Raw genomic sequence first — 25,396 nt, 5'->3', positions numbered from 1 at the left:
GGAGGCGCGCATGACCGATAAAGTCGTTGTCATCACCGGCGGGAGCCGCGGCATCGGGCGGGCGACCGCGATCGCGGCGGCCGCACGCGGCTTCCGTGTCGTGGTCGGCTACGCCAGCAACAAGCAGGCTGCGGATGAAGTCGTCGCGCAGATCGCGGCCAGCAACGGCAAGGCCATCGCGGTGAAATGCGATGTCGCCGAGGAAAGCGACATCCTCGAGCTGTTCAAGCAGGCGGACAAGTTCGGCACGCTCGGCGCACTCGTCAACAACGGCGGCATCGTCGGCAAGAGCGGCGTGCGCGTCGACGAGATGTCGGCCGAGCGCATCCAGCGCGTGATGGCGGTCAACGTCACCGGCTCCATCCTCTGCGCGCGCGAGGCGGTGAAGCGGATGTCGACCAGGCACGGCGGCAAGGGCGGCGTCATCGTGAACCTGTCGTCGGTCGCAGCCCGGCTCGGCGCACCCAACACCTATGTCGATTATGCCGCGTCCAAGGGCGCGGTCGATTCCTTCACCGTCGGGCTCGGCTACGAGGTCGCGGGCGAAGGCATCCGCGTCGCGGCGATCCGGCCCGGCCTGATCGACACCGAAATCCACGCCGCCGGCGGCGAGCCCGACCGCGCCCATCGTCTGGCCCATTTGGTGCCGATGAAGCGCGTCGGCACCGCCGAGGAAATCGCCAACGCCATCGTCTGGCTGATGTCGGACGATGCCTCCTACGTCACCTCAGCCATTCTCGATGTGTCCGGCGGACGCTGACGCGCCGCGCGGACGCTGACGCATCTTTCCACGCTAAACTCACGGGACTTTCTCTCATGGCTACCTACGATCTCGTCGTCATCGGCACCGGACCGGGCGGTTATGTCTGCGCGGTGCGCGCAGCCCAGCTCGGCATGAAAGTCGCCGTGGTCGAAAAGAACGCAACGCTCGGCGGCACCTGCCTCAATGTCGGCTGCATGCCCTCGAAGGCGCTGCTGCACGCTTCCGAAATGTTCGAGGAGGCCGCGCACTCCTTCGCCAAGATGGGCGTGTCGGTCTCCGCGCCGAAGCTCGAGCTTCCGGCGATGATGAACTTCAAGCAGCAGGGCATCGACGGCAACGTCAAGGGCGTCGAGTTCCTGATGAAGAAGAACAAGATCGACGTGCTCAAGGGCACCGGCAAGATTCTTGGCACCGGCAAGGTCGAAGTCTCCGCCGACGGCAAGTCGCAGGTCGTCGAGACCAAGAGCATCGTGATCGCCACCGGCTCGGACATCGCGCGTCTCAAGGGCATCGAGATCGACGAGAAGCGCATCGTTTCGTCCACCGGCGCGCTGTCGCTGGACAAGGTCCCCGGCAAGCTGCTCGTCGTCGGCGCCGGCGTGATCGGCCTTGAGCTCGGCTCGGTGTGGAAGCGGCTCGGCGCCGAAGTCGTCGTCGTCGAATTCCTGGATCGCATCATGCCCGGCATGGACGGCGAGATCGCCAAGCAATTCCAGCGCATCCTCGAGAAGCAGGGCTTTGCATTCAAGCTCGGCGCCAAGGTCACCGCCGTTGATACCTCCGGCAAGACGCTGAAGGCGACGATCGAGCCCGCCGCCGGCGGCGCTGCGGAGACGCTGGAAGCCGACGTCGTGCTCGTCTGCATCGGCCGCGTGCCCTACACCGATGGGCTTGGCCTGAAGGAAGCCGGCGTTGCGCTCGACAATCGCGGCCGCGTGCAGATCGATCCGCATTTCGCCACCAGCCTGAAGGGCGTCTATGCCATCGGCGACGTCGTCGCGGGCCCGATGCTCGCGCACAAGGCCGAGGACGAAGGCGTTGCGGTTGCCGAGATCATCGCAGGCCAGGCCGGCCACGTGAATTACGACGTTATCCCAGGCGTCGTGTATACCACGCCGGAAGTCTCCTCCGTCGGCAAGACCGAGGAGGAACTGAAGCAGGCGGGCGTGGCTTATACCGTCGGGAAGTTTCCCTTTACCGCCAACGGCCGCTCCAAGGTCAACCAGACCACCGATGGCTTTGTGAAGATTCTCGCAGATGCGAAGACCGATCGCGTGCTCGGCGTGCACATTATCGGCCGCGAAGCCGGCGAAATGATCCATGAAGCGTGCGTTCTCATGGAGTTTGGCGGCAGTGCGGAGGATCTCGCGCGCACCTGCCACGCGCATCCGACCCGCTCGGAGGCCATCAAGGAAGCCGCGCTTGCAGTCGGCAAGCGGGCCATCCATATGTAGGCGACGCCCCGAGCCGAATCGGGCGGGACAACACATGCTGCGCCGCCTTCTCCAACCGGTCTGGGTCCTGCTTGCGATCATTTTCCTGATCGAAGCCTGGCTGTGGGACCATCTCGAACCGATCGTCGCGCGGGTTGTCGCAGCTATCCCGCTCGCGCGCTTCAAGCAATGGCTGACGGAGCGTGTCGACGCGCTGTCGCCGGCCATGACGCTGATCGTGTTCGCGGTCCCCATCATCCCGCTGTTTCCGCTCAAGCTCGTCGGCCTGTGGCTGCTCACGCATGAATACTGGACCAGCGCCGTCTTCACGATCCTGTTCGCAAAGCTCGTCGGCGTCGGCGTCACCGCCTTCGTGTTCGACGTCACGCGCGACAAGCTTTTGGAGATGCACTGGTTCGAGCGGATCTACGATCTCGTGATGAAGGTGCGTGCCAAGGCGCACCTGCTGGTCGACCCGATCAAGCAGCGCATCCGCGAGCTGATCACCGGCAACGGCGAAGGCTGGTCCGCCCGCACGCTCCGCCTGATCCAGCGCTTCCGCAAGAGCGTGCATCAGGCGCGGTGATTGCGCTTTCAGTTGTCGAGCCAGGGCTCGCGCCAATTCTCAGGTGTCGTCCCGGCGAAGGCCGGGACCCATAACCCCAGGGAGTAGTTTGGCGAAGATTCGTCGTTCGGTACTCCCACCGCGAGTAATCGATAGATCACGCGGTATGGGTCCCGGCGTTCGCCGGGACGACGGCGGAGTAAGCCGCCTCACCCCCTCAATGCAAATGCAGCAGATGCGGCCACCACAGGCCGAGCGCGGTCATGAGCAGGCCGGCGAGCGTCAGGAGGCCGCCGACATAGGCGAGCGCGAAGATGCCGGTGATGATGGTGGCCGAGGCCAGCACGATGCCGATCTGGAAGGCGGCCGACGCCAGCTCGAAGTGATGGTATTTAGCGGTCGCCTCGTCGCGCTCGTGCTCGGCATGCTTGGCCTTCTCGGCGAGCTGCTCGGTGCCTTCGCCGGTCTCGGGCTCGGAGCGATAGCGCTGCGCGGTCTTGGTCCAGTCGTCGACCTGCTTCTGCACCGCTGCCTTCATGGCGTCGTCGGTCGCGCCGACGACCGTGAGCTTGCCCTGCTCGGCCGCGGTCAGCACCACGGTGCGGCGGATGCTCTTGGCCTGGAAGAACGCCCAGAGATTGGCGGCCTCGACGTTCTTGCTGATCGATTCGGTCTGGGCGCCCTTGCCGAGCGTCTCCGAGATCGCCAGGAACAGGGCCAGCACGGCGATCAGAAGGGCGATCTTCTTGTTCGAGCCGGACGCGTGTTCGGCGTGCTCGGCATGCTCCATGCTTTCATGTGCGCTCATAAATCCCTCCTGCCTGGATGCCCCACGATTGACCGAACCGCGGGCGCCGCGCAAGAGGCATGCGCGCCAAGAGCTTGCTATGACAGCTTGATGTCAGAATTCACCGCCGCGGATGCGCGCTGGCATAGACTTCCAGCAGCCGCTCGGAATCGATGCCGGTGTAGATCTGCGTGGTCGAGAGCGAGGAATGGCCGAGCAGTTCCTGGATCGCGCGCAGGTCGCCGCCGCGCGACAGAAGATGCGTGGCGAAGGAATGGCGCAGCGCGTGCGGCGTCGCGCTGTCGGGCAGGCCGAGCGCGCCGCGCAGCCGCTCCATCGCGAGCTGGATGATGCGCGGGCTCAAGGGACCGCCGCGCGCGCCGACGAAGATCGGCCCTTCCGCCGGCAGCGGATAGGGGCACATCGAAACATATTCCTGCACCAGCGCCAGCACGTTCTGGAGCACCGGCACCATGCGGGTCTTGTTGCCTTTGCCTGTGACGACGAGCACGTCGCCTTCGCCCGGCTTCGGCACCTCGCGGCGCTTCAGGCCGAGCGCTTCGGAGATGCGCAGGCCGGAGCCATACAGCAGCGCCATCACCGCCGCATCGCGCGCCAGAATCCAGGTCTCGCGTTCCTCGCCGGCGCGCTCGTCGGCGTCCGCAAGACGTTTGGCCGACGCCATCGGCAGCGGCTTCGGCAGGCTCTTTGCGACTTTCGGCGCGCGGATCGCGGAGAGCGCGCCGACCTTGCCCTTGCCCTCGCGTTCGAGGAAGCGGCCGAACGAGCGCAGGCCCGCCAGCGCGCGCATCAGCGAGCGGCCGGCAATGTCGTCGGCCCGGCGCATCGCCATGAAGGCGCGCACGTCGGTGGCCTCCAGCGCGGCGAAGCGCTTGAGCGTGACGCGTTCGCCCCAATGATTGCAGAGGAAATCCAGGCACTGCCGCAAGTCGCGGCCATAGGCCTCCAGCGTCTTCGGCGACAGCCGCCGCTCGGCGCCGAGATGCGACAGCCAGCGCGTCATCTCCTGCGCGATCGAGGGATCGGCGCTGGCGAGCTCGATTTGTGGGGCGGCCGCTTTGCTCATGCGCTCTGGACGTGGTGATTCCGCACAGTATATCGCATCACACTCGTTTATCGTTCGCTAAGGCCGCCTCACGGCGCTAGCCTTGAGGCCCCCGGGTTCCGATTCTCAGTTCATGGACCACACCTCCCGCAGCAGCACCGCCTCCGCCAACGCGACCCGCATGGTCGACGTGCTGGTGCCGGTCGCGCTCGACCAGACCTATTCCTACAAGGTGCCGCGCGGGATGGAGCTGAAGGCGGGCGATCTCGTCGGCGTGCCGCTTGGGCCCCGCGAGGTGCTCGCCGTAGTCTGGGCCGAAAACGCCAATCCCGATCCGCGCCTGCACAACCGCCTCAAGGAGGTCAGCGAGAAGCTCGACCTCCAGCCGCTGAAGCCCGAGTTGCGTTCGGTCGTCGACTGGGTCGCCAATTACACGCTGAGCCCGCGCGGCATGGTGCTGCGCATGTGCCTGCGGATGGGCGAGAATCTCGGCCCCGAGCGGGTGCGCCCCGGCGTGCGCCTGGTCGGCGATCCCCCCAGGCGGCTGACGCCGGCGCGGCAACGCGTGATCGAGGTGCTGTCGGACCGGCTGCTGCACGGCAAGTCCGAAGCGGCCAAGGAGGCGGGCGTCTCGGCCGGCGTGATCGACGGCCTGGTGGACGAAGGCACGCTCACGGTCGAGCCGATGCCGCCGCCGCCGCCGCCGCCGGCCCCCGATCCGGATTTCGGCCGGCCGGATTTCACACCGCTCCAGCGCACCGCGGTCGATACGATGCGCGCGCTCGCGGCCAACGGCACCTTCCACGTCGCGCTGCTCGACGGCGTCACCGGCTCGGGCAAGACCGAGGTCTATTTCGAGGCGGTCGCGGAGGCGATCCGCCGCGGCAGGCAGTCGCTGATCCTGATGCCGGAGATCGCGCTCACCGGCCAGTTCCTCGACCGCTTCGCGCAGCGTTTTGGCGTGCGGCCGATCGAATGGCACTCCGAGCTCACCCCGCGCACCCGCGCGCGCAACTGGGCGGCGATCTCCGAAGGCAGCGCGCCGGTCGTGGTCGGCGCGCGCTCGGCGCTGTTTCTGCCCTACGCCAATCTCGGCCTCATCGTCGTCGACGAAGAGCACGACCAGGCCTACAAGCAGGACGAGGGCGTGCATTACCATGCCCGCGACATGGCGGTGGTGCGCGCGCATATCGCAAAAATTCCGATCGTGCTGGCCTCCGCGACGCCGTCGGTCGAATCCGAGGTCAATGCGCGCAAGAATCGCTATCAGCGCATCGCGCTGCCCTCGCGCTTCGGCGGCCAGCACATGCCGCATATCGAGGCGATCGACATGCGCCGCGAGCCGCCGGCGCGCGGCCGCTTCATCTCGCCGCGCCTGGCGGGCGAGATCAGGACCGCGATCGAGCGGCGCGAGCAGGCGCTATTGTTCCTCAATCGCCGCGGCTATGCGCCGCTGACGCTGTGCCGCGCCTGCGGCCACCGCTTCGCCTGCACCATCTGCGATGCCTGGCTGGTCGATCATCGCTTCCGCCAGCGCCTCGTCTGTCACCATTGCGGCTTCTCGATGCCGCGCCCGCATGTCTGTCCGAACTGTTCGGCGGAGGAATCGCTGGTCGCGGTCGGCCCCGGCGTCGAGCGCCTGCAGGAAGAAGCGGCCGCGCTGTTCCCGGAGGCGCGCACCATGGTGCTGTCGAGCGATCTCATCACCTCGATCGAGACCATGCGCTCCGAGCTTGCCGAGATCGCGGAGGGCCGCGTCGACATCATCATCGGCACGCAGCTCGTCGCCAAGGGCCACAATTTCCCGCGGCTCAATCTGGTCGGCGTCGTGGATGCGGATCTCGGCCTTTCCAATGGCGATCCGCGCGCGGCGGAACGCACCTGGCAGTTGCTCAACCAGGTGATCGGCCGCGCCGGACGCGAGCAGGGCCGCGGCGTCGGCTATCTCCAGACCCACCAGCCCGATCATCCCGTGATGAAGGCGCTGATCGCCTGCGACCGCGAAGCCTTCTACGACAGCGAGATCGATCTTCGCGAGCGCACGCTGTATCCGCCGTTCGGCCGGCTCGCCAGCCTGATCATCTCGGCCGGCGACCGCCCGAGCGCGGAAGGCTTTGGCCGCCGCCTCGTTGCGCTCGCGCCGCGCGACGAGCGCGTGGTGGTGCTGGGCCCGGCGGAAGCGCCGCTCGCCGTCATCAAGGGCCGCTACCGCTTCCGCATCCTGGTGAAATCGGCGCGCGGTTTCGACCTGTCGGACTATTTGCGCAACTGGCTCGCGGTCTGTCCGAAGCCGAAGGGCAATCAGAAGCTGGAGGTGGACGTCGATCCGCAGAGCTTTTTGTAAGGCTGCGGTCGCCGCCACATTCTCCGCTGTCATTCCGGGGCACGCGAAGCGTGAGCCCGGAATCCATTTCACCGCGGGCCCTGCCGCCCGATGGATTCCGGGCTCGATGCTGCGCATCGCCCCGGAATGACGACAACAAAAAGCCCGCCGTCCCCCAAGACGGCGGGCTTGTTTCATGCGCGCATCAAACTGATGGAAAGTGCGCGGGCAATGTGAGGCGCCGTGGCGCCTTAGGAGATGACTTCCGCGGTGACGCGGCCGACGCCGGCGCCGGTGAGGCCGATGGCGCGGGCAGCGCCCGTGGAGAGGTCGAGCACACGGCCGCGAATGAACGGGCCACGGTCATTGATGGTGACGATCACGCTCGAGCCGCCGTGGGTGACGCGCAGCTTGGTGCCGAACGGCAGCGAACGGTGTGCCGCGGTCATGGCGTTCTGGTTGAAGCGCTGGCCCGAGGCGGTCCTGCTGCCGGACTCGTTGCCGTAATAGGAGGCCATGCCGGAGAAGCTGTGCCCGGTGCCCGAGGACGGCGTCATCGCCGCATTGGCATTGCGCCAATCAGAGCCTGCATTGGCGTCGGTCTGGGCGTGGTGGCGATGATGGTGCCGGTGATGCCTGGATTTGGCGGAAGCTTCGGTGGCGGTTCCACCGATGAAGAGGGTTGCGGCTATGAAAGCGATCGCCGTGCGCGGCCGGGTCACAGTGCCCAGCGTCTTGAAAGACAGCATTTAATGGTCCCTAAGCTAGTATTGCCACATATGTGGCCAGTGGAGCCCTCATCAGTTTGTGAGCGGTTTGGCGTTTCGTTGCGCAATGCGGCATGAATTGGGCAGTAATTCCATTCTGTTTCGTCGTGAAATATCTTGTGACCTGCCGGTATATTCATCCGACATTCCGTAATCTTTAACTTTAACGATTCATTAACTTAACTATTACTTATGAATACTGTAGAGTGAAGTCATCGCTCTCAGCATTTAGAATTGGGTAAGTATTCGGCGGGCGGCGCGACCGGGGCCGAAGTCACGCCTCAGCGATCCGTGTTCATGGCCGCTATGCGCTGAGAGCAGGAACCAACGGCGCCGCACCGCCGCAAGGCTCGCGGCAATTCCGTGGCGTGGCAGGTCATCGTCGAGGTCGCCGACCCCTCGTCATTGAAGCGCCGTCGCGTGCGACGAACTGGCGACAGAACCTCGTGCCTTTAATTTGGCGTCATGTTGCACGTGCGCGCCTGCTATGTTAGCAAAGCCGCGATTTTAACGAGCCCGGCACTTCCCGTGCTGGTCGAAAATCGAAGTCCCGCTTGAATTCCAAGGGCTTGGATCGCTAGGCGCCTCTTCGTGGCGACGGTTTTTCCCTTGCGAATTTGACAGCAAAAAGAGCGCGTCTGTGGCTGCAGAAGATACGTCCGTTTCCGGTGTGTCCGGCCGTTATGCAACGGCCTTGTTTGAACTGGCCCGCGACCAGAAAGCGGTCGACGAGGTCAAGGCCGACCTCGACAGGTTCGAGGCCTTGCTCGGCGAGAGCGCCGATCTGAAGCGCCTCGTCCGCAGCCCGGTGTTCGCGGCCGATGCCCAGTCCAGGGCCCTCACGGCCGTGCTGGACAAGGTCGGCATCGCCGGCATCTCTGCCAATTTCCTGAAAGTGCTGACCGCCAACCGCCGCCTGTTCGTGGTGGCTGACGTCATCCGCGCCTACCGCGCCCTCGTCGCCAAGTTCAAGGGCGAGGCGACCGCTGATGTCACCGTGGCGGAGGCGCTCTCGGACAAGAATCTCGACGCCCTCAAGGTTGCCCTGAAGTCGGTGACCGGCAAGGACGTCGCGCTGAACGTGAAAGTCGATCCCTCGATCATCGGTGGCCTCGTCGTCAAGCTGGGCAGCCGCATGGTGGATGGTTCGCTTCGCACCAAACTCAATTCGATCAAGCACGCGATGAAAGAGGCAGGCTGATGGACATCCGCGCCGCGGAAATTTCCGCGATCCTCAAGGACCAGATCAAGAATTTCGGCCAGGAAGCTGAAGTCTCCGAAGTCGGACAGGTGCTGTCCGTCGGCGACGGTATCGCTCGCGTCTACGGTCTGGACAACGTCCAGGCCGGTGAGATGGTCGAGTTCGAGAACGGCACCCGCGGCATGGCGCTGAACCTCGAAACCGACAACGTCGGCGTCGTTATTTTCGGTGCCGACCGCGAGATCAAGGAAGGCCAGACCGTCAAGCGCACCCGCGCCATCGTGGACGCGCCGGTCGGCAAGGGCCTGCTCGGCCGCGTCGTCGACGCGCTCGGCAACCCGATCGACGGCAAGGGCCCGATCCAGGCCGACAAGCGTATGCGCGTCGACGTCAAGGCGCCCGGCATCATTCCGCGCAAGTCGGTGAGCGAGCCGATGGCGACCGGCCTCAAGGCGATCGACGCCCTGATCCCGATCGGCCGCGGCCAGCGCGAGCTGATCATCGGCGACCGCCAGACCGGCAAGACCGCGATCGCGCTCGACACCATCCTGAACCAGAAGCCGCTCAACGCGCAGCCCGACGAGAACATCAAGCTGTACTGCGTCTACGTCGCAGTCGGTCAGAAGCGTTCGACCGTCGCCCAGTTCGTGAAGGTGCTGGAAGAGCAGGGCGCGCTCGAATACTCGATCATCGTCGCCGCCACCGCCTCGGATCCGGCGCCGATGCAGTACATTGCCCCCTTTACTGCCTGCACCATGGGCGAATTCTTCCGCGATAACGGCATGCACGCCGTCATCATCTATGACGATCTGTCCAAGCAGGCCGTCGCTTACCGCCAGATGTCGCTGCTGCTGCGCCGTCCGCCGGGCCGCGAAGCCTATCCGGGCGACGTGTTCTATCTGCACTCCCGCCTGCTCGAGCGCGCGGCGAAGCTCAGCAAGGATCATGGCTCGGGCTCGCTGACCGCGCTGCCTATTATCGAAACCCAGGCCAACGACGTGTCGGCCTACATCCCGACCAACGTCATCTCGATCACCGACGGCCAGATCTTCCTGGAAACCGACCTGTTCTTCCAGGGCATCCGTCCCGCGGTGAACGTCGGTCTGTCGGTGTCGCGCGTCGGTTCGTCCGCGCAGACCAAGGCCACCAAGAAGGTCGCCGGCAAGATCAAGGGCGAGCTCGCGCAGTATCGCGAAATGGCGGCGTTCGCGCAGTTCGGCTCCGACCTCGACGCCTCGACCCAGCGCCTGCTCAACCGCGGTTCGCGCCTGACCGAGCTCCTGAAGCAGCCGCAGTTCTCGCCGCTGAAGATGGAAGAGCAGGTCTGCGTGATCTGGGCTGGCACCAACGGCTATCTCGATCCGCTCCCCGTTAACAAGGTGCGCGCGTTCGAGGACGGTCTGCTCTCGCTGCTGCGCGGCAAGAACGTCGAGATCCTCAATTCGATCCGCGACAGCCGCGACCTCTCCGACGACACCGCTGCCAAGCTGAAGTCGGTGGTCGAAGGTTTTGCGAAGAGCTTCGCGTAAGAACCGTCACGGCCGGGCCAAAAGCGCGAAGCGCGTCTTCGCATTTGATGTCCCGGCCATCCACGCCTTACCGCGTGGGAGACGAAGACGTGGATGCCCGGGACAGGCCCGGGCATGACGACAGAGACAGGCTAGCGGTTTGGCCGCAAGGGCTCGAACCGTCGGGGACGAAGAATGGCGTCACTTAAAGACATGCGCGTCCGCATCGCCTCCACCAAGGCGACGCAAAAGATCACCAAGGCCATGCAGATGGTCGCGGCCTCGAAGCTGCGCCGCGCGCAGACCGCGGCCGAGGCTGCGCGTCCCTATGCCGACAAGATGAGCGCGGTGATTTCCAACATCGCCGGCGCCGCGGCGGGCTCGCCCGGCGCGCCGGCGCTGCTGGCCGGCACCGGCAGGGACCAGGTCCACCTGCTGCTGGTCTGCACCGGCGAGCGCGGCCTGTCCGGCGCCTTCAACTCCTCGATCGTGCGTCTCGCCCGTGAGCGCGCGCTGGCGCTGATGGCGCAGGGCAAGGAAGTGAAATTCTTCTGCGTCGGCCGCAAGGGTTACGAGCAGCTGCGCCGCCAGTTCGACAAGCAGATCGTCGAGCATCTCGACCTGCGCAGCGTTCGCCAGCTCGGCTTCGTCAACGCCGAGGACATCGCCAAGAAGGTTCTGGCGCGCTTCGAGGCCGGTGAATTCGACGTCTGCACGCTGTTCTATTCGCGCTTCCGCTCGGTGATCGCCCAGATCCCGACCGCCCAGCAGATCATCCCGCTGGTCGTCGAGGAGGGCACTGCCGCCAGCACGACGTCTTACGAATACGAGCCGGAAGAGGACGAGATCCTCACGCGCCTGCTGCCGCGCAACCTCGCGGTCCAGATTTTCCGCGCGCTGCTCGAGAACAACGCCTCGTTCTACGGCGCGCAGATGAGCGCGATGGACAACGCGACGCGCAACGCCGGTGAGATGATCCGCAAGCAGACGCTGGTCTACAACCGCACGCGTCAGGCGCAGATCACCAAGGAACTGATCGAAATCATCTCGGGTGCCGAGGCCGTCTGATCAAGGCGCTTCATTGCCCGTTAAACCCAACATCCCGGTCAGTTGACCGTGGTCTAGAAGTTCGGATCGAAGGAGACATTCAATGGCAGCCCAGTCCGGTCGCGTCACCCAGGTCATCGGCGCCGTCGTCGACGTGCAGTTCGAAGGCCACCTCCCGGCCATTCTCAATTCGCTCGAGACCAAGAACGGCGGCAACCGCCTGGTGCTCGAAGTCGCCCAGCATCTCGGCGAATCCACCGTGCGCACGATCGCGATGGACACCACCGAGGGTCTGGTCCGCGGCCAGGAAGTGACCGACACCGGTTCGCCGATCCGCGTTCCCGTCGGCGAAGGCACGCTCGGCCGCATCATCAACGTCATCGGCGAGCCGATCGACGAAGCCGGCCCGGTCAAGTCGGAAGGCCTGCGCGCCATCCACCAGGAAGCGCCGACCTACACCGACCAGTCCACCGAAGCTGAAATTCTCGTCACCGGCATCAAGGTCGTCGATCTCCTGGCTCCCTATGCGAAGGGCGGCAAGATCGGCCTGTTCGGCGGCGCCGGCGTCGGCAAGACCGTGCTGATTCAGGAGCTGATCAACAACGTCGCGAAGGCGCACGGTGGTTACTCCGTGTTCGCCGGCGTCGGCGAGCGTACCCGCGAGGGCAACGACCTCTATCACGAGTTCATCGAGTCCAAGGTCAACGCCGATCCGCACAATCCGGATCCGAGCGTGAAGTCGAAGTGCGCGCTGGTGTTCGGCCAGATGAACGAGCCGCCGGGCGCCCGCGCCCGCGTCGCGCTCACCGGTCTGACCATCGCGGAAGACTTCCGCGACAAGGGCCAGGACGTGCTGTTCTTCGTCGACAACATCTTCCGCTTCACCCAGGCCGGCTCGGAAGTGTCGGCGCTGCTCGGCCGTATTCCTTCGGCGGTGGGTTATCAGCCGACGCTCGCGACCGACATGGGCGCGCTGCAGGAGCGCATCACCACCACGCAGAAGGGCTCGATCACCTCGGTGCAGGCCATCTACGTTCCGGCCGACGACTTGACCGACCCGGCGCCCGCGACCTCGTTCGCGCACTTGGACGCGACCACCACGCTGTCGCGCTCGATCGCCGAAAAGGGCATCTACCCGGCGGTGGACCCGCTCGACTCGACCTCGCGCATGCTCTCCCCGCTGGTCGTCGGCGAGGAGCACTACGCGGTCGCCCGTCAGGTCCAGCAGGTGCTGCAGCGCTACAAGGCGCTCCAGGACATCATCGCCATTCTCGGCATGGACGAGCTTTCGGAAGAGGACAAGCTGACGGTGGCCCGCGCCCGCAAGGTCGAGCGCTTCATGTCGCAGCCGTTCCACGTCGCCGAAATCTTCACCGGCTCGCCCGGCAAGTTCGTCGACCTCGCCGACACCATCAAGGGCTTCAAGGGCCTGGTGGAAGGCAAGTACGACCACCTGCCGGAAGCCGCCTTCTACATGGTCGGCACCATCGAAGAGGCGGTCGAGAAGGGCAAGAAGCTCGCCGCTGAAGCGGCCTAAGAAGCGAATGGCGAATGGGGAGTAGCGAATAGTCGCCGCTCCCACTCGCCGCTCGCCATTCGCCACTCGCTATTCGCAGGTTCTCCATGGCCACCTTCCACTTCGATCTCGTCTCGCCGGAAAAGCTCGCATTCTCGGGTGAGGTCGACCAGGTCGACATCCCCGGCGTCGAGGGCGACTTCGGCGTGCTGGCGGGACATGCGCCGGTCGTGGCTGCAATCCGGCCGGGCATCCTCACCGTCACCGCCGCCGGCAAGCACGAGAAGATCATCGTGCTCGGCGGCCTCGCCGAAGTCTCCGAAAAGGGCCTCACCGTGCTCGCCGACGTCGCGACCTCTCTGGACGAGCTCGATCGTGCCCAGTTCGCCGAGACCATCGCGGAGATGGAGGAGGGCCTGAAGGAGCACGAAGGCGGCGAGCTCGATCTGGCCATCGAGCGGCTGGACCACTACAAGAGCATCCAGCAGCAGCTCAGCTCGACGGCTATGCATTAAGCCCCGAGGCATCGCTTCGGGGCTCGAACGCGAAATTCCTGCAAGAAATTCCTGAATAAGTTCAGCGCTCGTCACGGAAGTGGCGGGCGCTGAAACTTTGTTGCACTGCGCAGCCGATAGCGGCATTCTTCGCCCGCGAATTTGTTCCGGGGCGGGTCACAGATGAAACGCAAGATCGCAGCGATTTTCGCAGCCGATATTGCCGGGTATTCGAGGCTGGTCGCGGAAGACGAGGAGGAGACGCTGCGGCGCCTGGCCTCCTACCGCGAAGTCATCGACGATTTCATCGCAAAGGCGAACGGTCGCATCTTCAACACCGCCGGCGATGCCGTGCTCGCGGAATTTCCGAGCGCGGTGGACGCGGTGCGCTGCGCGATCGACATCCAGGAGTCCTTGCGGACCCGCAACATGGCCTATCCGCCGAGCCGGCAGATGTCGTTCCGCATCGGCATCACCATCGGCGACGTGGTCGAGCGCAACGGCGATCTGCTCGGCGACGGCGTCAACATCGCCGCGCGGCTGGAAGGCCTCGCCGAGGTCGGCGGCATCTGCGTTTCCCGTGCCGTGCACGAGCAGGTCGCCAACAAGCTGTCGGTGCAGTTCGCCGATATCGGCGCGCAGGAGGTGAAGAACATCCCGACGCCGGTGCATGCCTACATGGTGGCGATGCGGCGCGAGGACGGCAGCTATTCGAAGCCGCAGTTGAAGAAGCCCGCCTCCAGGCTCGCCGCCGCACCCGTGTGGATGTGGCCGCTGGTGGTGGCAGTCGTCTCGGTCGTTGCCATCGTTGTCACCGGCTTCCTCTACAACACCAAGCTCAAGCAGACGGCGACCGCCGTGGCGACGCCGGCCGCGACACCCAGTGCCGCGCCGAGCGCGACGCCGACCCAGCTCGCAAAGGCGCAGGTAGCGCCGACGGCGCCGCCGAATGCCGGCGCTGCGATGGCTCCGATGCCCGCACCGTCGCTATCCGCCTCGCCGATGACGGGCAAGTTTGCTGCCGACAGCGTGCCCTTCATCAACGAGCGCATCCGCAACTACCTGGCCGGGGACTATTCCGCCGCCGGCGACTACAAGGCCTTCGCGCTCAATATCGGCGGCTTCACCGGTTCAGCGTTGAACCAGCCGAACGAGGAGGCCGCGCGCAACGCCGCGCTCGATCAGTGCCAGAAGCGCGCCGATGCCGCGCAATCGCCGCGGCGCTGCGAGCTCTATGCGGTCGGCAACAATGTCGTCTACACGCATGGCAAGCCGCCGATGCCGCCGTCTCCCTATTTTCGGCATGACGCGATGACCGAGCGAACCTTTGCGTCGAAGGACTTTCCGATGGTGCGCGATCCGCAAAAGGTCCGGCTCGAGAACATGTTCGTGCCGGCGGCGAAATCCCGGTCGGTCGCGCTCGGCCCGGGCGGACAATATTTCATGGTGCTGGGCTCATCATCGCCCGAGGAATCGGCGCGGCGTGCGCTGGAATCGTGCGGCGCGATCGCGGGCGTCGCCTGCATGATCGTCGCGGTGGACGATAATTTCGTCGTGCCGATTCCGACCCTGCTCAGGATCACCGGCTTCTTCCATGCTGCGAGCAATGCCTCGATCGTGGCCGACGCCCGCGACGAGGTCGTGCGCAAGCTCGCGGATGGCATGGGCTGGAATGCCGTCGCCGTCGGCACCGCAGGACGCCCCGGCCTTGGCCTGAAGGCCGCCGACGAGCAGACCGCGGTCAATTCCGCGCTAGCTGATTGCGCCAGGCGCGACAGCGACTGCCACGTCATCGCGATCGGCCCGTTCACGGTCGGGCCGATCAACTAGCGCTTGCTCTGATTGGCCCGACGAACGCACCAACAAAGGTGCGTTCCCTCCCTCCTTGTGGGGGAGGGAACGAGAGAATCGTGCGGCCCGCACGCGCAAATTTCCGTCGAGAATGTCCCAATGATTTCAACCACCATTCTACTGTGCATGGGGTTGTTTTCGCAGTTTAGCTTGCGAAGGGCGCGAACTGCTGCGCCACGGCCCGATAGACCTCGCGGCGGAACGGCACCACGAGATCGGCGACGCGATCGAGCTGCTCCCAGCGCCACGCGTCGAATTCCGCGGGCTGCCCGTTCTGCGGCGTCAGCGGATCGATCTCGTCGTCCTTGCCGGTGAAGCGCAGCGCGAACCATTTCTGGCGCTGGCCGCGAAACTTCGCCAGTCGATGCGTCTGCGGTCCGTCATAGGGCGGGAATTCGTAGGTGAGCCAGTCGGTCTCGCCGAGATAGCTCGCGCTGACGACGTTGGTCTCCTCCCAGAGCTCGCGCATCGCCGCATCGCGCAGGTCCTCGCCCTCGTCGACGCCGCCCTGCGGCATCTGCCAGTCGAGACCCGGCAGGATGATCTCGGGGCCGTCGCCCTTGAAGCGGTGGCCGATCAGCACGCGGCCTTCGGCATTGAACAGCGCGATCCCGACATTGGGACGGTAGGGTTTGTTGTCGTTCGACATGCGGTCACTTCTCTGATCGTCATTCCGGGATGGTCCGAAAGACCATCCCCGGAATTCCGAGATCCCGGGTTCGTGCTTCGCACGCCCCGGAGTGACGGTGCAAACTATTCCTCCGCCAGCGCGGAAAACTCCTTCACCACGCGCTCATAGACCGGGCGCTTGAAGGGGATGATCAGCCCGGGAAGATTCTTCATCGGCTCCCAGCGCCAGCTGACGAACTCGGCCTTGTGGCCGCCGCCGGGGTTTTCGACATTGATCTCGCTGTCCTTGCCGGTGAAGCGCACCGCGAACCATTTCTGGCGCTGGCCGCGGTAGCGGCCCTTCCAGGCGCGGCCTGCGACGGTGCGCGGGATGTCGTAGATCAGCCAGTCCGGAACCTCGCCGAGCCGCTCGACCGAGCGCACGCTGGTCTCCTCATAGAGCTCGCGCTTGGCGGCCGCCCAGGTGTCCTCGCCGGGATCGACGCCGCCTTGCGGCATCTGCCAGACATGGGTGTCGTCGATATGTTCGATGCCACCGGCGCGGCGGCCGATGAACACCAGTCCCTTCGCGTTAATCAGCATCACTCCGACGCAAGTCCGGTAGGGCAGATCCTCGTAACGCGCCATTCCGCCAAACCTCTCGCGTGCTTCCGGCAGGGCATCTCGGCCCCGCGGGACCCGTACCGTACCAATTCGTTGATTTAGCTGGATTTTGATTTCAGCATCGCGGTTGTCAATGGCACCAAAAGGATACCCCGGTCGCCCAATGTCTTGGTCCAGGCGCCGATGCGCTCGATCGAGACGGGGAGGGCGGAGGCGGTGCCGATGGCCGTGCCGCGCTCGCGCGCCGCCGATTCGAGTTTGTTCAGGGCACGGTCGATCTCGGCCGGGGTCGGCACCACGTCGATCGCGATGTCGCCCTTGCCGAACGGCATCGCCTGGCTCGCTGCGGCCTGGGGCGCGACGCTGCGGGGCGAGGAACCGTCGTCGAAGAAGCCGAGGCCGCGCTTGGCCGCCTCGCGGGTGATCGGCTGCATCGCCGCGTCCGTCGCCACGAAGCGGGCGCCCATGAAATTAGTGATGCCGGCATAGCCCTGCATCCGGCTCAGGTGCCAGTACAGGCGGTCCATGTTCTGGTCGGCGCTGAGCGAGGTCAGCAGCGTCTGCGGGCCCGGATCGTTGTCAGGGAAGTCGTAGGGCTCCATCGGGATCTGGAGGAAAATCTCGTGGCGCTGGGCGCGGGCCCGCTCGGCGAGTTTTCCTGGATCGGAGCCATAGGGCGTGAAGGCCAGCGTCACCGCGGCCGGCAGCTTCATGATCGCGTCGGTGGTCTTGGCGGCGCCGACGCCGAGCCCGCCGATCACGATCGCGACGACCGGCATCTTGGCGGCCTTGGCGCGGTCGGCATCGGCCGCGTAGACGTTGAACGGCTTCGATCCGTCGGCGACCACCGGGATCATGCCGTAGCGCGACTTCTCCAGCAGCTTCGGGTCGATTCCGGCCATGACCGGCGGCGGTGCGGACGCCGCCTCGCCCTTGTCGGCGGCCTCGCCGGCGCCGATCACCACGTCGTGGCGCGCGCCGGTGGAGCCGTCGATCATGGTGACGGTCTTCTGCTCGCCGGGAGCGGCCTGCTTCGGCGCCTCCCTGGTCTCGTGCTTGCTCCCTTGCTTGCTGTCCTGGCCGTGGCCGGAGGCGGCCGGCTTCTCGTCCGTGGCTTTGGGCTCGCGGATCGCGATCCGGGTCATCGGCTCGCCGCCGAGCGGATCCTTGTTGAAGATGGCGAAGCCGGCAAAGGCGACGAGGAACAGGCCGAGCAGCATGGCGAGCGCCTGCATGGCCGTGAACGGCAGCCGCAGCCGGCGTTTTCGGCGCGGCTTGTCCTGTCCGAGCGGGGCGCTCAGATCATCGGCCGTTTCAGTCATGCGCGATCCCGAATCACTGCTGCCGACGATACCACGCTAAGGTCAAGCGGCGGCAGGCCGGGATAGGCCGGGGATGCCAGGAGATCCAAGCAAAAAGGGCGGCTCCGGGAGCCGCCCTTTGCGTTGGATCGCGCGGGTCGCGCCGACTCAGTTCGCCGCTTTGGGCTTGTCGGTCGCGGCCTTGTCGGTACCCGGCGTGGGCGCCGCGGAGGCGCTGTTCTTGATGCCGTGGAGCAGGTCGTCGGCGAGCTTCAGCGCCTTGTCGTCCTTGGCGTCCGGCGGGACGTAGGACTGCGAGCCGGTCTTCTCGTCGCCGTCGTTCTTCAGATGGCCGCGCAGCGAAGCCTCGCCCTTGGTGTCGGTGCGCGACTTCAGCTCGTCCGGCACGTCCTGCAGCACTTCGATGTCGGGCACGATGCCCTTGGCCTGGATCGACTTGCCCGACGGCGTGTAGTAGCGCGCCGTGGTCAGGCGCAGCGCGCCGTTGCCCGAGCCGAGCGGGATGATGGTCTGCACCGAGCCCTTGCCGAACGAGCGCGTGCCGACGATGGTCGCGCGCTTGTGGTCCTGCAGCGCGCCGGCGACGATTTCGGACGCCGAGGCCGAGCCGCCATTGACCAGAACGATGACCGGCTTGCCCTTGGTGAGGTCGCCGGCATGCGCGGTGCGGCGCTGGGTCTCCTCGGCATTGCGGCCGCGGGTCGACACGATCTCGCCCTTCTCCAGGAACGAGTCGGAGACGGTGACCGCTTCCTCGAGCAGGCCGCCCGGATTGTTGCGCAGGTCGATGATGTAGCCCTTCAGCTTGTCGCCGATCTGATTCGAGAGGTTGGCGACCTCGCGCTTCAGGCCTTCGGTGGTCTGCTCGTTGAAGGTGGTGATGCGGATATAGGCGATGTCGTCGGCCTCGATGCGGGCGCGCACCGAGCGGACGCGGATGTTGTCGCGCACCAAGGTGACGTCGAGCGGATTGTCCTGGCCCTTGCGGATGATCTTGAGCTTGATCTTGGTGTTGACCGGACCGCGCATCTTCTCGACCGCCTGGTTCAGGGTCAGGCCCTGCACCGCTTCGTCGTCGAGATTGGTGATGATGTCGTTGGCCATGATGCCGGCGCGCGAGGCCGGTGTGTCGTCGATCGGCGAGACGACCTTGATCAGGCCGTCTTCCATCGTGACCTCGATGCCGAGGCCTCCGAACTCACCGCGGGTCTGCACCTGCATGTCGCGGAAGCTCTTGGCGTCCATGTAGCTCGAATGCGGATCGAGGCCGGTGAGCATGCCGCTGATGGCGGATTCGATCAGCTTGGTGTCGTCGGGCTTCTCGACATAGTCGGAGCGCACGCGCTCGAAGACGTCGCCGAACAGATTGAGCTGGCGATAGGTGTCCGCGGTGGCGGCCCGCGCGCTGGAGCCCATGAAGACCGCGCGCGGCTGGGTCACGAACAGCGTCAGCGCCGCACCGGTGGCCGCGCTGAGGAGGATAACTGAAGTCTTGCGCATCATCCGCGAACCTTCTCGCCTTCATTTGCGGCCCACCATGGGCCTGGATCGATTGGAGTGCCGTCTTTGCGGAACTCGACATACAGCACAGGTTGACTCGCGTTCGTGGCGAGAATGGAGGCGACTTGAGAGGTCGACCCCATGGTCGCGACCGGCTCCCCCGTGAGCACAAACTGTCCGATGTTGACCGAAATGCGCTCCATCCCGGCGATCAGGACATGATACCCGCCCCCGGCGTTGAGGATCAAGAGTTGTCCATAACTGCGGAACGGGCCGGCATAGACCACCCAGCCATCACACGGCGTCGTGACCTGGGAGCCCGGCTTGGTGGCCAGCGAAATGCCCTTCTGGACCCCGCCGACCCCATCGGAACCGCCAAAGTCCCTGATCTTGTTACCGTTAACCGGAAGCGGCAGCAGGCCCTTGGCCGAAGCGAAGGCGATCGCGGGGCTGGTCCGGGACCGGTCCTTGAAAGCGCCAGGGCCGGACTTGGCGCCGGCGGCCGCTTTTGCCTCCGCCTGCCTGGCGGCCTCGGCTGCCTTCTCCGCCGCCTTGGCGGCGCTTTGCAGGTCCTGCTCCATCTTGGCGATCAGGCCCTGGAGATCGCCGACCTGCCTTGAAAGCATGATGGCGCGCGAGTTCTCGGCATCGAGGTCCTTTTCGCGCGCGGCCTGCTGGCGCTGCCGTTCGTCGACCAATGCGGCGAGCCGGCTCTGGTCGTTGCGGACCCTGTCGCGATCGGAGGCGAGCTGGTCGCGTTCGGTGGCGATGTTCTTGCGCAGAGCCACGAGCTCGCCGAGCTCGCTCGCGATCTTTTCGGCGCGGCCGCGCAGTTCCGGCACGACGGCGCCGAGCAGCATCGCCGTGCGCAGCGATTGCAGCGCGTCCTCCGGCCGCACCAGCAGCGCGGGCGGCGTACGCCGGCCGGCGCGCTGCAAGGCCGCCAGTACCTCGACGATGTCGGCGCGGCGCGAATCAAGCGAGGTGCGCATCGCCTGCTCGCGGCCGTTGAGCGTCTTCAGCCGCGCTTCGGCTTCGTCGATCTTGGTCTCGACGGAGCGCACATTGGCGGCGGTGTCGATCAGCTGCTGGTTGAGCTGGGTGCGGTCCTGGCCGAGCGAGGTGATCTCGGCCTTGAGCTTGGCCTGCGCCTCCTCCGCGCTCTTCTGCCTGGCGCGCGCGGCCTCCAGCTCCTGCTCGCGCTGCTTGATCGCATCGGGCGAGACGGCTGCGGTCTGCGGTGCCGGCGTCTGAGCTTGCGCGAGGCTTGCGCCCAAGACACTTGCGTCCAAGACACTTGCGCCTGAGACGCTCGCGATCAGCAGCAGGTTGAGGACAGGCGCTCGCATCGCTTTAGGCAAAGGTGCTCGTTGTGGCGCGGATCACGCGCGGTGATAGGGGTGGCCGGCCAGGATGGTGGCGGCCCGATAAAGCTGTTCCAGAAGCATGACGCGGACCATTTGGTGCGGCCAGGTCGCAGAGCCGAACGCGATCGCGAGCTTGGCCTTACGGCGCAATTCGGGCGAAAGTCCGTCCGCCCCTCCGATCACGAAGATAGTATGACCGGCACCCTCGTCGCGCCAGCGCCCGAGATGCCGTGCGAATACGGTGGAATCGAGATTCTGGCCGCGTTCGTCCAGCGCCACCAGGATCGACTTGTCCGGGATATGCGCGCCGATCGCCGCAGCCTCTTCGGCCATCCGCGTCGCGGCGTCGCGCGCGCGGCTCTCGGGAATTTCGTGGATCGACAACTCGCGGAATCCGAGCTTGCGGCCGGCCTCGTCGAACCGCTCGAAATAGCGGTCGGCAAGCTCCCGTTCGGGGCCCTGCTTCAGCCGGCCCACCGCAATGACAGCAACACGCATGTGTTCAGAGTCGTGTTTTCGAGGCCGCGCGCATCTCGCGCGCACACGACGCTAGCATGCGCGTCAGCCGATTCGAAATCGGCTCTTTGAGCCTCTAGATCGCCTTCGCCGCCCCTGGGCCTTGCGTGTACAATCTCTCGAGATTGTAGAACTCGCGGACCTCGGGTCTGAACACGTGCACGATCACATCGCCGGAATCGATCAGCACCCAGTCGCAATTGGGCAAGCCCTCGACGTGGATGTTCTTGATGCCGGTTTCCTTGAGGCTCTTCGTGACGTTTTCCGCGATCGCGCCGACGTGCCGGTTGGCCCGGCCCGTGGTGACGATCATGTAGTCGGAGTACGCCGATTTGCCGCGAAGGTCGATGGTGACCGTCTCTTCCGCCTTCATGTCCTCGAGGCGGGAGAGGATCAGGCTCAGCGTCTTGTCGGCGTCGGGTTGCGCCTTCAAGGCCGCAGCTTTGGTCGATGTTTTACGCGTAGGCTTAGCAACCTTGGGTAAAACAGACTTGGACAATACAGATGTGGCCAGGGACCATTCCTTTCACTGTATCGCGAGAGCCGAATCCGACCCTCGCGGGTTACACTACATCATGTGGGGTTAAGGGTTTCAATATGCCAGAGAGCCCCGATCCGCACAGTCTGTCTCACTTCGTACCTTTCCAGCTCCCGTCCGGGTTCCGCAGGCCCGTCGAGGACAGGTTCAGCTTCAGTCCGGTGAGGAAGACCCAGGCCGGCGCCGGCCGATCCGCCAGCAACGCCGCCTCGTTCTCGGGGAGGCGGTAGCGCGATAGTGCCTTGGCGGCAGGAGAGGCGAGGGCACGAAAACTCTGCGGCGGGCGATCGATGACCGCGATCGGCACCTGGCCGGCGATGCGCCGCCAGTCCTGCCAACGGTGGAATTGAGCGAGGTTGTCGGCGCCCATGATCCAGACAAAGCGCAGGCCGCGGAGACGGCGGCGCAAGGTGTTGATCGTGTCGATAGTGTAGCGCGTGCGAATGACGGATTCGAGACAGCTCACCTCGATCCTGGGATCGTTGGCGACGTCGCGCGCGGCCTGCATGCGCGCGCCGAGTTCATGCAGCGTGCCGTTCTCCTTCAGCGGGTTGCCGGGCGTGACCAGCCACCAGACGCGATCGAGTTGCAATCGCTTGAGCGCGAACTGACTGATCGCGCGATGGGCCTGATGCGGCGGATTGAAGGAGCCGCCGAGCAGGCCGACGCGCATGCCCGGGGTCGAGGGCGGGATCGCTTGCGCCACGAAACGCGGCACGACGAAATTGTTGCTCAATTGCCCGCGCCTCGCGACGTTATCTACGGCCGCGTCTGCCCGGTGCCGTGAACGCGATATTTGAAGCTCGTCAACTGCTCGGCGCCGACAGGTCCCCGGGCGTGAAAGCGGCCGGTGGCGATGCCGATCTCGGCACCGAAGCCGAACTCGCCGCCATCGGCAAACTGCGTCGAGGCGTTGTGCAGCACGATGGCGGAATCGACCTCGCTCAGGAATTTCTTCGCAGCGGCCTCGTTCTCGCTCACGATCGCATCGGTGTGATGCGAGCCGTGGTTCTGGATATGCGCGATCGCGCCGTCGACGCCGTCCACCACCTTCGCCGCGATGATCGCGTCGAGATATTCGGTGTCCCAATCGTCGTCGTTCGCAGGCTTTACGCGCGCGTCTGTCTTCTGCACGACGTCGTCGCCGCGCACTTCGCAGCCGGCCTCGATCAGCATCTCGATCAGCGGCTTCAGGCTCGTCGCAGCAGCCGCGCGATCGACCAGCAGCGTCTCGGCTGCGCCGCAGACGCCGGTGCGCCGCATCTTGGCGTTGAGCACGATCGACTTCGCCATGGCGAGGTCGGCGCTGGCATCGACATAGACGTGGTTGACGCCTTCGAGATGCGCGAACACCGGCACGCGCGCCTCCTGCTCGACGCGCGCGACGAGGCTCTTGCCTCCGCGCGGCACGATGACGTCGATCGCGCCGTTCAACCCCGACAGCATCATGCCGACCGCCGCACGGTCGCGCGTCGGCACCAGCGTGATCGCAGCCTCGGGGAGGCCCGCTTCGCGCAGGCCCTGCACCAGGCATTCGTGGATGGCGCGGCAGGAGCGGAAACTGTCGGAGCCGCCGCGCAGGATCACGGCATTGCCGGACTTCAGGCACAGCACGCCGGCATCCGCTGCGACGTTCGGCCGGCTTTCGAAGATCACGCCGACGACGCCGAGCGGCACGCGCACGCGCTCGATGGTCATGCCGTTCGGCCGCTGCCAGCTCTCGGTGACGATTCCGACCGGATCGGCGATGCCGCGCACGATGCCGATACCCTCGGCCATGCTCTCCACACGCGCCGGTGTCAGCGTCAGGCGGTCGATGAAGGACGCGGTCATGTTGCTGGAGGCGCGAGCCTCAGCGACGTCCTCGGCATTGGCGGCGAGAATCGGAGCCGCGTTCGCGCGGATCGCCCGCTCCATGGCCTCCAGCGCCCGGTTCTTCTGCTCCGGCGGCGCCAGCGCCAGCACGCGCGCGGCAGCGCGGGCTTGGGCGGCGAGATCGGACATCAGCGCCTGGAGATCGGCATTGCCGTCAACGGCTTTGAGGGGGGCGGCCATGGGGTTTCAACCTTCTGCTAAGACGGTGTCCTAGCACGGAAATCCCGCTTTTGCGAAGGGCGGGGAGGGTATGGCAGGTCTCCCCGGCCGCGCGACGGCTGGGTCATTGGCCCAGCCCCGACGTTGTGGCGGGCTTGTCCATGTTTTCCTTGGGCGTCATTCCGGGGCGATGCGGAGCATTGAACTATGGTGCGCGGTTGCGCACCTGAGAATCTCGAGATTCCGGGTCTGGTCCTTCGGACCATCCCGGAATGACGGAGCAACGGGTTTACCCGCCCACCACCAGATCGTCACGGTGGATCATCTCCGCGCGGCCGCTGATGCCGAGGATGGTCATCACATCAGGGGAGGAGCGGCCCTTGATGCGTTCGGCGTCGTCGGCGTCATAGGCGATCAGGCCGCGGCCGATCTCGCTCGTATCGGGGCCGCGCACGATCACGGCATCGCCGCGGGCGAACTGGCCCTCGACCTTGATCACGCCGGCCGGCAGCAGGCTGGCGCCGGCACGCAGCGCCGTCACCGCGCCGGCGTCGATCGTCAGCGTGCCCTTCGGCTCCAGCGTGCCCGCGATCCAGCGCTTGCGCGAGGTAATGGGATTGGCCGGCGTCAGGAACCAGGTGCAGCGGCCGCCATCGGCGATCGCCCGGAGCGGATGCTCGATCTTGCCGGAGGCGATCAGCATATGCGTGCCGCCGGTGGTCGCGATCTTGGCCGCCTCGACCTTGGTGCGCATGCCGCCGCGCGAGAGCTCGGACTCGGCGTCGCCCGCCACCGCCTCGATCTCCGAGGAGATGCTGTCGACGACGGGAATGAGCTTTGCGTTCGGGTTGTTCTTCGGCGGCGCGTCGTAGAGCCCGTCGATATCGGAGAGCAGCACCAGGAGATCGGCGCTCGCCATGGTCGCGACGCGCGCGGCGAGGCGGTCGTTGTCGCCGTAGCGGATCTCGGTGGTGGCGACCGTGTCGTTCTCGTTGATCACGGGGATGGCGCGCCACTCCAGGAGCTTGCCGATGGTGGAGCGGGCATTGAGATAGCGGCGGCGCTCCTCGGTATCCTGGAGCGTCACGAGAATCTGCCCGGCGTCGATGCCGTGGGCCCCTAGCACCTCCGACCAGATCCGCGCCAGCGCGATCTGTCCGACGGCCGCGGCGGCCTGGCTCTCCTCCAGCTTCAGCGGGCCGCGCGGCAGCTTGAGCCGGCTGCGGCCGAGCGCGATCGAGCCCGAGGAGACGACGAGGACGTCGCGTCCCTCCTTGTGCAGCTTGGCCATGTCGTCGGCGAGCGCGGCGAGCCAGGACGTCCGCACCTCGCCCTTGTCGGAATCGACCAGCAGCGCGGAGCCGACCTTGACGACGATGCGGCGGAATTGACTGAGTTCGGGGCTGGCCATGTGTGTATGTGTTGGCGCGTGTGACGAATTGCTCGGGTCCGGGAACGGCGGAGCAAACAAGCGGCTCCGATAAGGCCTGCTTTTGCAGCAGGACGATGGCCGGCGCAAGGCGGCTGGCCCGGTAAACGGCGCAACGTGGCTTGGTCTTCGGCCT

At 65.8% G+C, this 25,396-nt stretch carries 23 protein-coding genes; 10 read left to right on the top strand and 13 right to left on the bottom strand.

What is annotated here, in order from left to right; genetic code table 11:
* Positions 1-10: 10 nt before the first annotated feature.
* From WN73_RS20380 to WN73_RS20370, 3 genes are read left to right on the top strand one after another with little or no spacing between them, the layout of a single operon-like run.
* Positions 11-760: an SDR family oxidoreductase gene (locus WN73_RS20380; RefSeq protein ID WP_028174864.1), complete on the top strand. Its 750-nt coding sequence runs from the start codon at positions 11-13 to the stop codon at positions 758-760.
* Between the two features lie 56 nt (positions 761-816).
* Positions 817-2,217: a dihydrolipoyl dehydrogenase gene (lpdA, locus tag WN73_RS20375; RefSeq protein ID WP_028174863.1), complete on the top strand. Its 1,401-nt coding sequence runs from the start codon at positions 817-819 to the stop codon at positions 2,215-2,217.
* A gap of 34 nt (positions 2,218-2,251) precedes the next feature.
* A complete protein-coding gene (locus WN73_RS20370) occupies positions 2,252-2,782 on the top strand; it encodes a hypothetical protein (RefSeq protein ID WP_011083280.1) in 531 nt (176 codons plus the stop codon).
* Positions 2,783-2,978: 196 nt separating this feature from the next.
* Here the strand turns inward: WN73_RS20370 and WN73_RS20365 are convergent, their stop codons facing one another.
* Both WN73_RS20365 and WN73_RS20360 read right to left on the bottom strand, forming a co-directional pair.
* On the bottom strand, positions 2,979-3,569 hold the full coding sequence (locus WN73_RS20365; RefSeq protein ID WP_011083279.1) for a DUF4337 domain-containing protein: 591 nt from the start codon (positions 3,567-3,569) through the stop codon (positions 2,979-2,981).
* Between the two features lie 100 nt (positions 3,570-3,669).
* Complete coding sequence (locus WN73_RS20360) at positions 3,670-4,635, bottom strand: tyrosine recombinase XerC (protein WP_011083278.1); 966 nt, start codon at positions 4,633-4,635, stop codon at positions 3,670-3,672.
* 112 nt (positions 4,636-4,747) lie between these two features.
* Here WN73_RS20360 and WN73_RS20355 point away from each other — a divergent pair, with 112 nt between their 5' ends.
* Positions 4,748-6,958, top strand: a complete 2,211-nt coding sequence (locus WN73_RS20355; protein WP_271554581.1) for a primosomal protein N' — start codon at positions 4,748-4,750, stop codon at positions 6,956-6,958.
* Between the two features lie 230 nt (positions 6,959-7,188).
* On the opposite strand, the gene WN73_RS20350 is transcribed toward WN73_RS20355, so the two are convergent.
* Entirely contained in the window at positions 7,189-7,686 is a 498-nt protein-coding gene (locus WN73_RS20350) for a septal ring lytic transglycosylase RlpA family protein (protein ID WP_011083276.1), read from the bottom strand.
* A 658-nt stretch (positions 7,687-8,344) separates the two neighbouring features.
* Between WN73_RS20350 and WN73_RS20345 the strand changes: the two genes are divergently transcribed.
* From WN73_RS20345 to WN73_RS20320, 6 genes are all read left to right on the top strand, one after another.
* Positions 8,345-8,905 carry a F0F1 ATP synthase subunit delta gene (locus tag WN73_RS20345; protein WP_011083275.1) on the top strand — a complete coding sequence of 187 codons (561 nt, stop codon included), beginning with the start codon at positions 8,345-8,347 and terminating at the stop codon, positions 8,903-8,905.
* Positions 8,905-10,434, top strand: coding sequence for a F0F1 ATP synthase subunit alpha (gene atpA, locus WN73_RS20340; RefSeq protein WP_011083274.1), 1,530 nt, complete (start codon positions 8,905-8,907; stop codon positions 10,432-10,434). The genes WN73_RS20345 and atpA overlap by 1 nt, the downstream gene beginning before the upstream one ends.
* A 174-nt stretch (positions 10,435-10,608) precedes the next feature.
* Positions 10,609-11,481 carry a F0F1 ATP synthase subunit gamma gene (locus WN73_RS20335; protein WP_011083273.1) on the top strand — a complete coding sequence of 291 codons (873 nt, stop codon included), beginning with the start codon at positions 10,609-10,611 and terminating at the stop codon, positions 11,479-11,481.
* Positions 11,482-11,563: 82 nt separating this feature from the next.
* Positions 11,564-12,997: a F0F1 ATP synthase subunit beta gene (atpD, locus tag WN73_RS20330; protein ID WP_011083272.1), complete on the top strand. Its 1,434-nt coding sequence runs from the start codon at positions 11,564-11,566 to the stop codon at positions 12,995-12,997.
* 86 nt (positions 12,998-13,083) lie between these two features.
* Entirely contained in the window at positions 13,084-13,491 is a 408-nt protein-coding gene (locus tag WN73_RS20325) for a F0F1 ATP synthase subunit epsilon (protein ID WP_271554577.1), read from the top strand.
* A gap of 162 nt (positions 13,492-13,653) precedes the next feature.
* A complete protein-coding gene (locus WN73_RS20320; protein WP_271554575.1) occupies positions 13,654-15,300 on the top strand; it encodes an adenylate/guanylate cyclase domain-containing protein in 1,647 nt (548 codons plus the stop codon).
* A 166-nt stretch (positions 15,301-15,466) separates the two neighbouring features.
* Here the strand turns inward: WN73_RS20320 and WN73_RS20315 are convergent, their stop codons facing one another.
* The 10 genes from WN73_RS20315 to proB form a co-directional block, all read right to left on the bottom strand.
* Complete coding sequence (locus tag WN73_RS20315; protein ID WP_011083269.1) at positions 15,467-15,970, bottom strand: RNA pyrophosphohydrolase; 504 nt, start codon at positions 15,968-15,970, stop codon at positions 15,467-15,469.
* 104 nt (positions 15,971-16,074) lie between these two features.
* Entirely contained in the window at positions 16,075-16,578 is a 504-nt protein-coding gene (locus WN73_RS20310; protein WP_011083268.1) for an RNA pyrophosphohydrolase, read from the bottom strand.
* A gap of 74 nt (positions 16,579-16,652) precedes the next feature.
* Positions 16,653-17,876 carry a divergent polysaccharide deacetylase family protein gene (locus WN73_RS20305; protein WP_271554573.1) on the bottom strand — a complete coding sequence of 408 codons (1,224 nt, stop codon included), beginning with the start codon at positions 17,874-17,876 and terminating at the stop codon, positions 16,653-16,655.
* Between the two features lie 147 nt (positions 17,877-18,023).
* Positions 18,024-19,379: a S41 family peptidase gene (locus tag WN73_RS20300; protein ID WP_011083266.1), complete on the bottom strand. Its 1,356-nt coding sequence runs from the start codon at positions 19,377-19,379 to the stop codon at positions 18,024-18,026.
* A complete protein-coding gene (locus WN73_RS20295; protein ID WP_028174859.1) occupies positions 19,376-20,725 on the bottom strand; it encodes a murein hydrolase activator EnvC family protein in 1,350 nt (449 codons plus the stop codon). Before WN73_RS20295 ends, WN73_RS20300 begins: the two co-directional genes overlap by 4 nt.
* Positions 20,726-20,758: 33 nt before the next feature.
* Positions 20,759-21,241, bottom strand: a complete 483-nt coding sequence (rlmH, locus tag WN73_RS20290; protein WP_028174858.1) for a 23S rRNA (pseudouridine(1915)-N(3))-methyltransferase RlmH — start codon at positions 21,239-21,241, stop codon at positions 20,759-20,761.
* Positions 21,242-21,335: 94 nt separating this feature from the next.
* Positions 21,336-21,692, bottom strand: coding sequence for a ribosome silencing factor (gene rsfS / locus WN73_RS20285; protein WP_027523570.1), 357 nt, complete (start codon positions 21,690-21,692; stop codon positions 21,336-21,338).
* Positions 21,693-21,888: 196 nt separating this feature from the next.
* Entirely contained in the window at positions 21,889-22,533 is a 645-nt protein-coding gene (locus tag WN73_RS20280) for a nicotinate-nucleotide adenylyltransferase (RefSeq protein ID WP_038965055.1), read from the bottom strand.
* Positions 22,534-22,556: 23 nt separating this feature from the next.
* Positions 22,557-23,852, bottom strand: a complete 1,296-nt coding sequence (locus WN73_RS20275) for a glutamate-5-semialdehyde dehydrogenase (RefSeq protein WP_271554570.1) — start codon at positions 23,850-23,852, stop codon at positions 22,557-22,559.
* Between the two features lie 268 nt (positions 23,853-24,120).
* On the bottom strand, positions 24,121-25,242 hold the full coding sequence (proB, locus tag WN73_RS20270; protein WP_028174855.1) for a glutamate 5-kinase: 1,122 nt from the start codon (positions 25,240-25,242) through the stop codon (positions 24,121-24,123).
* Positions 25,243-25,396 lie beyond the last annotated feature (154 nt).

The organism is Bradyrhizobium sp. CCBAU 45394, from assembly GCF_028128655.1.
Lineage (GTDB): Bacteria > Pseudomonadota > Alphaproteobacteria > Rhizobiales > Xanthobacteraceae > Bradyrhizobium > Bradyrhizobium diazoefficiens.
The sequence above is the reverse complement of the archived record's forward strand: the minus strand, read 5'-3'. Positions and strand labels throughout refer to the sequence as shown.

What these genes read in the sequence shown, in the direction of transcription:
- WN73_RS20380 (WP_028174864.1), top strand. Translation starts at nt 11, where the DNA reads ATGACCGATAAAGTCGTTGTCATCACCGGCGGGAGCCGCGGCATCGGG.
- lpdA (WP_028174863.1), top strand. Translation starts at nt 817, where the DNA reads ATGGCTACCTACGATCTCGTCGTCATCGGCACCGGACCGGGCGGTTAT.
- WN73_RS20370 (WP_011083280.1), top strand. Translation starts at nt 2,252, where the DNA reads ATGCTGCGCCGCCTTCTCCAACCGGTCTGGGTCCTGCTTGCGATCATT.
- WN73_RS20365 (WP_011083279.1), bottom strand. Translation starts at nt 3,569, where the DNA reads ATGAGCGCACATGAAAGCATGGAGCATGCCGAGCACGCCGAACACGCG.
- WN73_RS20360 (WP_011083278.1), bottom strand. Translation starts at nt 4,635, where the DNA reads ATGAGCAAAGCGGCCGCCCCACAAATCGAGCTCGCCAGCGCCGATCCC.
- WN73_RS20355 (WP_271554581.1), top strand. Translation starts at nt 4,748, where the DNA reads ATGGACCACACCTCCCGCAGCAGCACCGCCTCCGCCAACGCGACCCGC.
- WN73_RS20350 (WP_011083276.1), bottom strand. Translation starts at nt 7,686, where the DNA reads ATGCTGTCTTTCAAGACGCTGGGCACTGTGACCCGGCCGCGCACGGCG.
- atpA (WP_011083274.1), top strand. Translation starts at nt 8,905, where the DNA reads ATGGACATCCGCGCCGCGGAAATTTCCGCGATCCTCAAGGACCAGATC.
- WN73_RS20335 (WP_011083273.1), top strand. Translation starts at nt 10,609, where the DNA reads ATGGCGTCACTTAAAGACATGCGCGTCCGCATCGCCTCCACCAAGGCG.
- atpD (WP_011083272.1), top strand. Translation starts at nt 11,564, where the DNA reads ATGGCAGCCCAGTCCGGTCGCGTCACCCAGGTCATCGGCGCCGTCGTC.
- WN73_RS20325 (WP_271554577.1), top strand. Translation starts at nt 13,084, where the DNA reads ATGGCCACCTTCCACTTCGATCTCGTCTCGCCGGAAAAGCTCGCATTC.
- WN73_RS20320 (WP_271554575.1), top strand. Translation starts at nt 13,654, where the DNA reads ATGAAACGCAAGATCGCAGCGATTTTCGCAGCCGATATTGCCGGGTAT.
- WN73_RS20315 (WP_011083269.1), bottom strand. Translation starts at nt 15,970, where the DNA reads ATGTCGAACGACAACAAACCCTACCGTCCCAATGTCGGGATCGCGCTG.
- WN73_RS20310 (WP_011083268.1), bottom strand. Translation starts at nt 16,578, where the DNA reads ATGGCGCGTTACGAGGATCTGCCCTACCGGACTTGCGTCGGAGTGATG.
- WN73_RS20305 (WP_271554573.1), bottom strand. Translation starts at nt 17,876, where the DNA reads ATGACTGAAACGGCCGATGATCTGAGCGCCCCGCTCGGACAGGACAAG.
- WN73_RS20300 (WP_011083266.1), bottom strand. Translation starts at nt 19,379, where the DNA reads ATGATGCGCAAGACTTCAGTTATCCTCCTCAGCGCGGCCACCGGTGCG.
- WN73_RS20295 (WP_028174859.1), bottom strand. Translation starts at nt 20,725, where the DNA reads ATGCGAGCGCCTGTCCTCAACCTGCTGCTGATCGCGAGCGTCTCAGGC.
- rlmH (WP_028174858.1), bottom strand. Translation starts at nt 21,241, where the DNA reads ATGCGTGTTGCTGTCATTGCGGTGGGCCGGCTGAAGCAGGGCCCCGAA.
- WN73_RS20275 (WP_271554570.1), bottom strand. Translation starts at nt 23,852, where the DNA reads ATGGCCGCCCCCCTCAAAGCCGTTGACGGCAATGCCGATCTCCAGGCG.
- proB (WP_028174855.1), bottom strand. Translation starts at nt 25,242, where the DNA reads ATGGCCAGCCCCGAACTCAGTCAATTCCGCCGCATCGTCGTCAAGGTC.